Consider the following 12,308-nt stretch of genomic DNA (forward strand, 5'->3'; position numbering starts at 1 on the left):
CAGGCCCCGCCGACCGATTGCAAGCGGTCGGCGGGGCCATTGTGGCTCTTGACAGCGGATTGGGTCATATGAGCGAGAGGGGCCCTGGTATGGCAAGGTGACGTGAAACAAGGCGGCGCTGACCTTCTGGTCGCGCCGCCGAAGTTGAACGTCAGATTGCCGTGCCAGGGCCCCTCGCAGCGTCAAGGAGGCCGCCGTTCGGTAGAACGGCGGCGCTAATTGTTCAGCATGCGGTCGAAGCTTCCCGAGTCGCCATCCCGATAGTCTGCGGTCATCAGGATCTCCTGCGGAATACGCCCGCCCTCGCGCAGCACGTTGCGGAACTGCACGCGCGTAACCATGGGCAGATCCTTAATCGTCGCCGCCAGGTTCTGCGGCACGCCCTGGTTGGCAGCAGCGGGCTCGCACGCGCCGCCGGCCTTCACGCGACGCCTATGCTCGGCGAGCATGGCGCGGTACATGCCGGCATGCAGGCGAATCTCAACCACATTGGCATTGCGAGCCTGCTCGACGATGCGCGCGCCCTCGCGATCGATATCGCCCACGTAGTAGACGTAGTTAAAGCGATAGCCAATCTCGGCCAGATAATCATCCAGTGCGTGCGAGACGCTCGCTTTGCAGCCGCCGCCAAAAATCACGCCGCCCACCTTGATGCCAAAGAGCTTGGCGTGCTTGCGGCCACGCAGCAGCTTGACGATCTCGTCGTAGGTGTCCAGGTTCTCGACCATAATGAACGGCTTGTCGGCTCCCAGCGTAAAGAAGCCCGTAAAGTGCACGGGGCGATTGGGGGCGACCTTGATCGCCTGCATGCTGATGCCCTTTTCGGTCATACGCCTGATCAGGCGCTCACCGTGCTTGCCGTCAAAAGCCTTCTCGTCGTTAAAGATCTGGTAGGCACGCTGGCGGCGCGAGGCAACCGGCGTATCGGCACCTCGGTTCTGCTCGATCCAAGCCTGGATGATTGCGATTTCCTCGGCAATCTTGCGGTTGGACATCTCGTTGTGCTGAGTGCGCTGCGGAGCCTTTTTGCCGTCCTTGCCCTCGACCTTTACGATCTGTGTCTGCTGCTCCTTGATCTTGGAGAGCGCCATAGGCGTGGGGACAACCTTGAGCAGCTGCCTGCCTAAAACGCGGGCAAGGGCAAACGCCGAGACCTCGCCGTGGGCGGCCGACTCGGGCTGCCGGGCAGCAGTATCTACTGCGGCAGACTCCGGCTTCTTCTGAGACTTGCGCTTAGAATCGCCTTGGGAATTGCGCTCGCGCTTCGGCATAGACGCCTGCTTCTGCGGACGATCGGACTTGCTCTCCTTCGCTGACTGGCGCTTAGGCTGCCCCGAAGAAACCTCGGCCTTCGCATCCTCGTTCTGCGGCGTGGTCTTCTCGGTTGCAGTCTCGGCATGGGAACTGCGGCCTCCACGATGGCGACGGCGGCGAGGCTTGCTCGACGCGCTCTGCTCCGTCTGCTCATCAGTAGGCTGCTGGCCCTTGGCCTCGGCATCAACCTCAAGCTGCGGCTCAACAGGCTTTTGCTCGCGAGCCACCGGCTCAACGGCCTTCTCGTCCTTCTCGCCCTGAGTGGTCGAAGCCGGTTCGCTCTTCTCCTGACGCCTTACGGGATACGCGCGCCCCGCAAAACCGCGGCCGGGACGACACGAACCCGGAGCCTTCTTGGCAGACTCCTCAACATCGTCTGCAACCTCAGAAGACTCTTCAACCTCACGCGCGGCATCCTGCTGTGCAGTCTTAAAGTGAGCACCGCGACGACGCTTGGGCTCTTGGGCCTCCACGGGCTTTTGCTCCCTCGCGGGCTTCTGCGACTCGGCAGCAACCTCGGTCTCAACAGCCTCAGCATCCGTCTCACCCTTTCGAGCAACGGCGCGACGGAAGCGCTCCTGCTGGGCGCGGCGCTGCGCATCGCGCTTGCCACCCCCGCCAAAACCGCCGCGTCCTGCCTTGGCCGTAAAGGCACGCACGACGTTCTCATCGAGCAACTCATCGGTATCGACATGCTCACGCGGAGCAGCTTCTTCCACAGCAGGCACGTCAGCGGAATCCTCGACGACAAAACCCTCGACGGACTCGGCAGGCTGCTCTTGGGCATCGCGGATCTCGGCATTGATGGTATAGAACGCCGGGCGCCCGTTAATGCCGCTACCCTCGATCTTGGTCACGATCTTTGCCGCGATAAGCTCATCGCGCATCGCCTTGGTGTCGCACTCCTTATCGACGGAGCGGAAAATCTGCGCCAGCGCACTCGACTTAATCTTGAGCGCCTTGCGGCAGAGCAGGTCGTAGGCAACCAGCTTGGCGCGCTCGGCAGAAAGCGACGTCTGGCTGCTCAGGCGCTCAGCCAAAGCATCGACATTGTTTTGATTATCGGAATATACCGTCTTGGCCACGGGGCCCCTTTCATATGTACACATATACGTCTATATGGTACAGCGCACGCCCTTATCCACGCAAAACATCTGCGAGAACACTCGAGCGTCACCCGCTTTCGCATGAAAAAAAGACCGAGTCCGCGTCGTTGCGGACCCGGTCTTTCCGAGTCATATGGATGAGAGATTCAACCCGTCCGACCGACTAGGCCTTGACGGCCTCGGCGTCGGCAGGAGCCTCGGCGGCAGCGGCGCGACCGTACTCGGCCTTGCCCATATCGGACCACTCGGGCTCCTCATCAGGCATGGAGCCAGCCTCCTTGCCGAAGAACTCCTTGAGGCAGTTGACGGCGACGATGAGGCCCAGGACCATCAGCAGGACGGCAAAGACGAGCTGCAGGCCCTTGGTGGCGGCGACGGAGACGGCGGCCGTGGTGGCGGTAGCCGGGATGGTGCCGAAGAAGCCGTAAGCCTGGACGGCGGCCATGCAGCCCATGGCGCTCTGGACCAGCGAGGTGAAGGTGCAGCAGAGCAGGAAGGCGACGGGCACGTAGAGCATCCAACCCTTGCGGCCGGTGCACTTGCAGAACACGGCGAGGGTGATCATGGTCATGCCGCCGAGCAGCTGGTTGGAAGCACCAAAGAGCGGCCAGATGTTGGCATAGCCACCAAAAGCGAGGGCGAGACCGGGAAGCAGGGTGACGACCGTGGCGAACCAGGGGTTGCCGAGGACCTTCATGTAGCCGGCCTTGGACTCGATGGCCAGGGCGTCGTTGGTCTGGGCAAAGAACTCGGAGAACGAGGTGCGGGCGATGCGGGCGACGGCGTCGAGCGAGGTCAGGGCCAGAGCGGAGACGTTCATGGTCATGAAGACGGTAGCGAGCGTGCCGTCAACACCGAAGGCCTGCATACCGCGGGAGATGCCAGCGGCGAAGATCTGGAACGGGGTGGAAGCGACACCGGCGTTGAGGGCGCCGGTACCGGCGGTGTTCATATCAGAGAACATGATGCCGGCAACGATGATGGCAAGGATGCCGACGAAGGACTCGACGATCATTGCGCCGTAACCGACCTTGACAGCGTCCTGCTCCTTCTCGACCTGCTTGGAAGAGGTGCCGGAAGAAACGAGGCTGTGGAAACCGGAGAGAGCACCGCAAGCGACGGAGACGAACAGGACCGGGAACATCATGCCGGAGGCAGTGGAGAAGCCGGTGAAGACCGGAGCGGTGATAGTGGCCTGACCGTTGACGCCCAGGACGACGATGCCGAGGACAGCGCAGACGATCATGACGATCATCATGATGGAAGTGAGGTAGTCACGCGGGGTCTTGAGCATCTGGATGGGCATAGCGCCAGCGAAGACCAGGTAGACCATGACGACGGCGAACCACTGGAACTTATCCAGGTAGACCGGAAACTGCATACCGACGGCGAACATGAGAACCATGAGGACCACGCCGGTGACGAACTCGGCAGCGCCGGTGAGGTTGAACTTCTTCTGGGCCCAACCAAAGGCGATAGCGACGAAGGTGAACAGGATGGAGATGGTACCAGCGCAGCCGGCGGCATAGGACTTGGTGAAGTCGATGGCACCGGTAGCAGCACCAGAAGCGTCAACGGCCGGGGTGAACATGAACGTCTTGCAGACCATGTCGGTAAAGGCGGCGATGACGATGATGCAGAACAGCCAGCAGAACAGCAGGAACAGGCGACGGCCGGTCTTGCCGATATACTTCTCGATGAGCTGAGCGAGTGACTTGCCGTTGTTCTTCATCGAAGCGTACAGGGCACCAAAGTCGTGGACGGCGCCAAAGAAGATGCCGCCGACGAGGACCCAGAGCACGACGGGCAGCCAGCCAAAGGCCATGGCGACGATCGTACCCGTGACAGGGCCAGCACCGCAGATCGAGCTGAACTGGTGCGAAAACGCAGTGAAGGCGGAGACGGGCGAGAAGCTGTTGCCGTCCTTCATGCGCTTGGCCGGCGTGAGGGCCTCTTTGTCAACGCCCCACTTGTTGGCCAGCCAGCGGCCGTAGCCCAGATAGCCGCAGGCGAGCACCGCCGCGGCCACAACCATGAGCAAAACTCCGTTCATTACATTTCCTCCTCTAAAAAGAACTTCCTAGACATAAAAAATGAGGACCGCCGGTTGCGCTCGACGGCCCTCATCTTCATCAGCCGCCCGTTATCGTACGGGCTAGCTGTATGTGCTAACCCGCATCAGATAATTACTACGCTGATAATGTTTAGCTGATGCGTGAACATGTCTAAGAAATCCTCTTCAATCATGATGCGAACGATCCGTGCGTGTTCACATCCCCCAGTGGTTGAAAAGGAGTATGAAACTTTAGTTACCTAAAGTCAACGCAAATTTGTAATGAATTTTCAGCTTTTTTGGATTTCTCGGTATAAAACGCCACTGACCTAGGACTTTACCCCACGACAGTTTTTGCATGAGAGATGCCCCTGAGGGCCGCGGGAGCCGGGCGGCGCATATGAACTTTCCTGCTCTACAGTCCTGCGCAAGACGGAAAGCACATTAAGTGCTTTCCTTTGCGTGCGGAACTCGCGATAAAGTTCATATGCGCCGCCCGGCTCCCGCGGCCCTCAGGGGCTCCCATCCCAAATGCGGAGCAAAGCTCCGCACACTATCTTTTTCTTTCAGCTAAAGCACGCCGGAAATTCGACGCAGCTGGCTAACCTTGCCGGACGTTGTCGACGCCAATCCGGCTCAGAAGCCGCATCGATACAGAAAGGTCCCCGGCGCTGCCCGGGCGCCAGCGGCCGCATATGAACTTTATCGCGAGTTCCGCACGAACAGGAGGCCACTTAATGTGGCCTCCGTCGTGAGCAGGACTGTAGAGCAGGAAAGTTCATATGCGGCCGCTGGCGCCCGGGCAGCGTCGGGGACCGCACCCGTACGACTACAGCGTCATGTTTGGATCGGCGTCGACGTCGAACGGCGAGATTTCGCCTCGGTCGAATTTACGGCGGGCGACCTCCGCGATCATGGCTGCGTTATCGGTACAGGCAGACAAGGGCGGCACCGTTACGCGAATCCCCTGACGCCCAAGCTTCTTGATCATCATCTCGCGCAGATGCGGGTTGGCCGAGACGCCGCCACCGATGCAGTATTCCTTGCATCCGGTAGCGTGCAATGCGTTTTTGGCCTTCTTGTACTGCACGTCAAAGACAGCTGCCTCAAACGAAGCTGCCAGATCGGGCAGGTGAATCGTGCGCCCGGCCTTGGTCTCCTGTTCAATGTAGAGCGTCACAGCGGTTTTAAGGCCCGAAAGCGAGAAGCGATAGTCTCCCCTGCTGTTAAGCGCACGGGGGAAATCGATCGCCTTGGGGTTGCCCGTCTCGGCCAGCTTGGAAATGATGGGGCCACCGGGATAGCCCAGACCCAACGCCTTGGCTACCTTGTCGAAGGCCTCGCCCACAGCGTCGTCGAGCGTCTCACCGAGCACCTCGTAGTCGCCCCACGCCTTCACGTGCACGAGCATGGTGTGCCCACCCGAGACAAGCGTGAAGATAAACGGCGGTTTGAGGTCGGGTTGCGCCAGCAGGTTGGCAAACAGGTGCCCCTCCAGATGGTTGACGCATACGAGCGGCTTACCGGCAGCGTAGGCAAAGCCTTTGGCAAAGGCAACGCCCACCACGAGGGCGCCCACCAGGCCCGGACCCTGTGTCACGCCCACGGCGGCAAGCTCGCTGGGAGCAATGGCTCCACCCTCAAGACCAAGCGATGCTGCGGCATCCTCGAGCGCCGCATCCACGACACTCACAATCACCTCAACGTGTTTGCGCGAGGCGATCTCGGGCACCACGCCGCCAAAGCGGGCATGAAAATCAATCTGTGTCGACACCTGGTTGGCCAGCATATTGCCATCCGCATCGATAATCGCCACGGCCGTCTCGTCGCAGGAACTCTCGATAGCGAGCACCAGGCGGCGGCGCTCAATTTCGGCGCGCTCCCCCTCGGAGCGCCCAGGCGCAGGCAGCGGCCATACGCGTTGCTCGGCTGCCGTCGGCTCGGGCGAGGCGTTATCGACCGGAAGTACGAGGGGAAGTGGGGCCGTCATGACGATGGCGTCTTTGCCGACACCGTAGTAGCCACGACGACGACCCACCTCGGTAAAGCCCAGAGCGGCATAGAGCGCAATCGCGCCCTCGTTGCCGTCCTCGACCTCGAGCGAAGCCGTGGTGCAGCCGAGCATCTGGGCATCATAGCTCACATGCGACAGCAGCTTGCGGGCAATGCCCTCACGGCGATGTGCCGAGTCGACGGCGACATCCAGAATCTGCACATCACCGTCCACGACCATACCGCCGGCAAGGCCCAGCAGCTTGCCGTCGTCGTGTGCCACCCACCAACTACGCGGCGCAGCGACGTCCTCGCCCAGTTCGGACAGGAACATGCCCGGCGTCCACGCCTCGTGTCCGGCACCTTCAAAGCAGGCAGCCTCTAGCGCGCTCGCGCCCTCGGCATCCGCCGCGCCCATGGGACGGAACTGCAGATGACGACCGGCGAGCTCATCGGCAACGCCCGTAATTTCGCTCTGCGCACTCTCGGCAAGACCAAGACGCTTGCGCTCGTTTTCCTCGGCATCCGAAAGGCGCGTGTAAATCGGCAGGACGCGAGCCGGATCGCCGTCACCCGCAGCGTGCGCGAGCAGCAAGCCCTCGCCCGAAGGCCACCACAGGTCGCGCTCCACGCAGCGGGCGGTCTCGTCCTCACCCAGCAGCTTGCCATAGCGCACGAGACCGTCACCGGTCAGCTGAACCTGGTCCCAGTCCGCTGCTCGGCGCCACTCATCGAGCGCCACGGCGGCCTTGACCACGTGTTCGCGCTCAAATTGACGCTCGGGACCCTCATCGCCCAGCATATATAGTGCCGGATATACCTCACCGCGCATGGCATCGGCCAAGATACCAAGCTTGCCGCGCACGCCAGCCTTCCACGCCGTCCAAGCGCAAGCGTCGAGCGTCGACACGCCCAGCAGCGGAACATTGGCACCGCGCGCGAGGCCCTTGGCAGTGGAGATGCCGATGCGCACACCCGTAAACGACCCCGGGCCGCGGCCGACCACGTAGCAACCAACATCGCTGCGATCCAGACCGACTTGAGCCAGCACGCCATCAACGGTATTCACGAGCTCAACGTTGGCGTGACGGCGACACATGTGGTCGCCACTCACGAGCTTCGTCTCGCCCGTCTGCCCATCAATCCAGCTTGCCGCGCAGGCAAGCATGTCGGTCGAGGTATCGAGCGCCGCCACCAGCGCGTTGTCGTTATGCAAGCTCATCTTGTACAGCCTTATCAATCAAATGGGAAAGCTCCATTGCGCGGTCACCGTGCGCCTCGAGCGTTATCGTTCGCACATCACTGTCGCCCTCATCACGCTTGAGCGTCACCGAAAGATACTCATCCGTCAGCTCGTCTTGGAATTGTTCGCCCCATTCCAGCAGGCAAGCACCCTCATAGCCCAGCACATCGAAAATGCCCGTATCCTCGAGCTCGTAGGCATGCTCCAGACGGTATAGATCAAAGTGAAACAGCGGAATACGGCCTTGATCATGAACGGCCATGAGCGCAAACGTAGGGCTCGTAACCATATGCTCATCGCCCAGCCCGCGCGAGACGCCCTTGGTAAAGTGAGTTTTGCCCACCCCCAGGCCACCGGTCAGGATGAGCACATCGCCGTCCTCAAGGCACGGTGCAATTAGCTCGCCAAAGTACTCCGTATCGGCAGCGCAAGTCGTTTTGTAAGTACCTACCCCCAGGCGCTCCAGGGACATATATGCTCCTTATTATTCCGAGGCGTCCTCTGGTGCGGGATGTCGCTCCAGATAGTCGCCCAGCATCTTAAAGTCTTCCTCCAGCAGTTCCTGCCACGCCGGATTGCGTAGCGCTGCTGCCGGATGGAACGTGGGCATTACTACAAAATGCCCCATCTGGTGGAACCTGCCGCGCAGCTTAGTAATGCCAATCTCGGTCTTAAGCACAAAGTGCGTCGCGGGGTTGCCGAGCGTCACGATAATATCGGGCCAGATGCTTCGAATCTGCTCACGCAAAAACGGCGAGCAAGCCAGCACTTCCTCGGGACGTGGATTGCGGTTTCCCGGCGGGCGGCACTTAAGCACGTTGGCAATGTAGACGTCTTCGCGTTTGAGCCCCGCCAGCGACAAAATGCCGTTGAGGTCCTCGCCTGCCGCCCCCACAAAGGGCTCGCCCTGCAAATCCTCATTGCGGCCCGGCGCCTCGCCAATAAACATCACACGAGCGCGGGGGTTTCCCACGCCAAACACGATATTGTGACGCGACTGGTAGAGCTGGCAGAGGTGACAATCGCCCAGAACGGCCTCAATTTCCTCGAGTGCGACCTCACGTGGTGCCTGATGGGTATGGCCGGGGATGTGCATGACGCCCATAGCGGCTCCTACACGTAGACCTTGTCGAGACGCATGCCAAAGCCGCAGGCGACCTCGTAGTTAATCGTTCCGCGCAGTCGGGCCATCTCGTCCATAGTGATCTCGGCATCGCCATCGCGGCCGACAATAATCATCTCGTCACCATACTCGGCCTCGGGAATCTCGTGTGCCGGGTTGGACTGAATGGCGACCATAAACTGGTCCATGCAGATATTGCCAACCTGATGCACGCGCTCGCCGCGATACAGCACATCCATACGATTGGAAAGCGTACGCGATAGGCCATCGGCATAACCGATCGGCAGCGTGCAGATCTGAACGCGCGTACGCGGTACGCGGTAGGTAAAACCGTAGCCCACGCCCTCACCCATCGCAGGGTGTGCCACGCGCGTCACACGCGCATGGACGCTCATAACGGGATCAAGCTGCATCACGCGGCCACTCAGCTCGCACGGCTGCATTCCATACAAGCCAACGCCGGCGCGAATCATATCAAAATGCATCGAAGGGTCGAGCATCGAGGACGGCGTGTTGGCGCAGTGCACGATACCGCACTCAAAGCCCGCATCCTTAATGGCCTGAACGGCCTCGGTAAAGCGCTGACACTGCAGTTTGTAGTCCCAGCCCGAAGGTTCATCGGCCGTGGCGAAGTGCGTAAATACACCGTCGCACTGAATACCGCGATGGAAATTAATACCGCGGACAAAGTCAAGCACCTGCGTGTAGTGAACGCCGATACGATTCATGCCCGTCTCGATGGCGAGATGATACTTGCCCACTTTGCCCGCCGCGACGGCACATTCGCCATACGCAAGAGCAAAGTCAGACGTATAGACCGAGGGCATGATATCAAACTCGAGCAACGTCGGAATGGCCTCGATAGGCGGCTCGCTTAGGATGAGGATGGGTTTCGTAATCCCGCCCTGTCGGAGCTCAACGCCCTCGTTAACCGTCGCCACGGCAAACATGTCGGCACCGGCCGAATACATGATCTTGGCGCACTCAACAGCTCCATGACCATAAGCATCGGCCTTAACCACGCAGCACAGGCGCTGACGTGGATTCAGTAAATTCTTATAGGCCCTCGTGTTGCGACGGAGCGCCCCGCGGTCGATCTCGACCCAGGACCAGCGCGTCAAATCGGCTTTATTCATGATTAGTCATCCGACCCTTCGTCCATGATTCCCAGATCTTCGAGCGCATCCTTTGCCGCCAGTTCCATGGCAGGACCGATCAAGTCGATAAGATCGGTCGCGATGACGCTCTTCTCACCATACTCCGTCGCCGCGGCAAAACCGGCGTAGCTGTGAAGTGCGACGGCGTACGAATACAGCAACTCCCAACGATCCATCTCGTCGCGCATGGTGGCAAGCGTGCCGGCCAAAATACCCGCGAGAACATCACCCGAACCGGCAGTTGCCAGAGAAGCCGGACCCGAGAGCGGCAGCAGCACACGCTCAACGCCACAGATAGCCGTCGTCGGCCCCTTGGCAATGACAACCAGGTTGTCGGAGCCTGCAGCCCAGACGACCTTCTGCGCGGCCGCAATCGCGGTACCAAGGTCGTTCACCTCGTCACCGGCAACCAGACGCGAAAGCTCACGATAGTGCGGCGTCATAACCAACGGCTGCTCGCGACGATACATCTCGGGGTTACTATCAATACCGTCAATGGCAATCTTAGCAAGGCAGTTGAGTGCATCGGCATCCAAAATAAGCGGTACATCAAGCTCGAGCAAGCCCGAAACCACCTGCATAGCGCCGGCAGACGTCGTCATACCGGGACCGCACAGTACGCAGCTGTACTTCTTTGCAATCTCGCACACCGTCATGCGCGCAGCGGCGCCAAAGGAGCCGCGGGAATCAGACGGAATAGCAAAGACGGGAATCGAAGGAAGTGCCATGCGAATAAGATTAGCGCAGGCGTCAGGAGCCGCGACTGCCACGTAACCAGCACCCGCGCGAGCTGCAGACTTGGCCGCCATAATGGCAGCACCAGGATATTGTGCAGATCCGGCGACAATAAGCACAGAGCCACGGGAATACTTATCGATATTCGTAGGTAGTGGAGCAAAGTAATCAACTAAGTCACCGGGCTCGACAATCTCGGCGGCGTGGTCGACATCATCGATGACCTCGTCAAGACGGTCGTAAAGATTGCCGCAGATCAAATCGCCAGCATACTCAGGGCCATCAGCGCTATACAGACCAATCTTGGGCGCAATCATCGTCACCGTATGCTCGGCACGAATGCAGTCGTCATCAACAACGCCCGTCTCGGCATTCAGGCCCGAGGGGACATCAATGGATACGACACAATCGGCGCATTCATTGACCGTAGGAATCCAGATGGAGAACGGCGCACGCAGATTCCCGTGAAAACCGGTACCAAAAATGGCATCGACAACAACATCGGCCTTATCGATCAAAACCTCGAGTTCGTCACGCGAAGGGCCGACGCAAACGTGCACATCGCGGCCGGCAGTACGACGAGCAACATGACGTGCCAGAGCAGCAGGAATCTCATCCGGTTCAACCGGAGAAACGATATCCACGTCCACACCCTTATGGCTCAGGATATCGGCGGCAACCCAACCGTCGCCGCCATTATTACCAAAACCGACCAGAACGAGAACCCGATCGGGATTGAGCTTCAAGACCTCGTTGGCGGCAAACTCACCCGCTAGCTCCATAAGCTCGGCCTTCGAAGTCCCTTCGCGTTCGATGATATCCTCGAGACGAACGACTTCTTCGGTACTCAAAACCGGTTTCATCTATGCTCCTAGCGTATCTTGCGAAGCATCGCCCAGGTGCTCCGTCAATGCTGAATTCTGCAGCTGCTCAAGCTCATCTAAAACAGAGCGAGCCTCTTTAAATGTCTGCGCAACGCGTTTCTTGGTGCTCACCTTTTCATCTTTTGGCTTAGGCCGAGCATCTTCGGTAATCGCGATGGCATTCGCAACGGCCAAGTCTCCCGTAAGCGTAATGGAAAGAGCGACCTCAACAACACCCAGTTCTTGAGCGATCTCGAGAGCACGGCCCGAAAGCAGCGCCTTCGGTTTGCCGAGTTTATCACGCGTTACCGAAACATCCTTGCGACCCACGCCTTGACTAAAACCCGTGCCGAGAGATTTAAGCACCGCCTCGCGCGAAGCAAAGCGGCTCGCATAGTGAGCGGCGGGGCGCGATGACGCATCGCAATACGCACGCTCTTCTTCGGTAAACACACGCCGAGCAAACGACGGCGTCTTTTCAAGAATTGATTTCATGCGGGAAATCTCGACGATATCAACGCCGATACCAACTTCAGCCATGTTCACCTCCATATCGCACAGACTAAGTTATTGTAGCCCGTTCGCAGAAGATGCGACAAACGAGGGTTATAAAACACAGCTACTATGTGAGACAAAAGCCCGGTAAACGCAAAAAAGGGGGAGGCCGCGAGGCCTCCCCCTTCTTCAAGTCATGCGACGGCTCGGTGCCGTCCACCGGTCAG

8 protein-coding genes are annotated in these 12,308 nt (G+C 59.7%); all 8 read right to left on the reverse strand.

Annotation, left to right across the window (positions count from 1 at the left end; translation table 11 throughout):
• Positions 1 to 215 precede the first annotated feature (215 nt).
• Positions 216 to 2,399, reverse strand: coding sequence for a hypothetical protein (locus AB5202_RS09355; RefSeq protein WP_368144569.1), 2,184 nt, complete (start codon positions 2,397 to 2,399; stop codon positions 216 to 218).
• A gap of 184 nt (positions 2,400 to 2,583) precedes the next feature.
• Positions 2,584 to 4,473 (reverse strand): carbon starvation CstA family protein, encoded by a 1,890-nt coding sequence (locus tag AB5202_RS09360; RefSeq protein ID WP_368144570.1) that lies wholly within the window; start codon positions 4,471 to 4,473, stop codon positions 2,584 to 2,586.
• A gap of 829 nt (positions 4,474 to 5,302) precedes the next feature.
• The gene (gene tsaD / locus AB5202_RS09365; RefSeq protein WP_368144613.1) at positions 5,303 to 7,687 is read right to left on the reverse strand and encodes a tRNA (adenosine(37)-N6)-threonylcarbamoyltransferase complex transferase subunit TsaD; all 2,385 of its coding nucleotides are present in this window, start codon (positions 7,685 to 7,687) and stop codon (positions 5,303 to 5,305) included.
• A complete protein-coding gene (tsaE, locus tag AB5202_RS09370; RefSeq protein WP_117735673.1) occupies positions 7,674 to 8,180 on the reverse strand; it encodes a tRNA (adenosine(37)-N6)-threonylcarbamoyltransferase complex ATPase subunit type 1 TsaE in 507 nt (168 codons plus the stop codon). The genes tsaD and tsaE overlap by 14 nt, the downstream gene beginning before the upstream one ends.
• Before the next feature lie 12 nt (positions 8,181 to 8,192).
• Entirely contained in the window at positions 8,193 to 8,813 is a 621-nt protein-coding gene (locus AB5202_RS09375; protein ID WP_006235848.1) for a uracil-DNA glycosylase, read from the reverse strand.
• Positions 8,814 to 8,821: 8 nt separating this feature from the next.
• The gene (gene alr, locus AB5202_RS09380) at positions 8,822 to 9,967 is read right to left on the reverse strand and encodes an alanine racemase (RefSeq protein WP_035137770.1); all 1,146 of its coding nucleotides are present in this window, start codon (positions 9,965 to 9,967) and stop codon (positions 8,822 to 8,824) included.
• A 2-nt stretch (positions 9,968 to 9,969) separates the two neighbouring features.
• Complete coding sequence (locus tag AB5202_RS09385) at positions 9,970 to 11,586, reverse strand: NAD(P)H-hydrate dehydratase (protein ID WP_082222952.1); 1,617 nt, start codon at positions 11,584 to 11,586, stop codon at positions 9,970 to 9,972.
• The gene (acpS, locus tag AB5202_RS09390; RefSeq protein ID WP_368144611.1) at positions 11,587 to 12,126 is read right to left on the reverse strand and encodes a holo-ACP synthase; all 540 of its coding nucleotides are present in this window, start codon (positions 12,124 to 12,126) and stop codon (positions 11,587 to 11,589) included.
• Positions 12,127 to 12,308 lie beyond the last annotated feature (182 nt).

Source organism: Collinsella aerofaciens, assembly GCF_040915545.1.
Classification (GTDB): Bacteria; Actinomycetota; Coriobacteriia; order Coriobacteriales; family Coriobacteriaceae; genus Collinsella; species Collinsella aerofaciens_BE.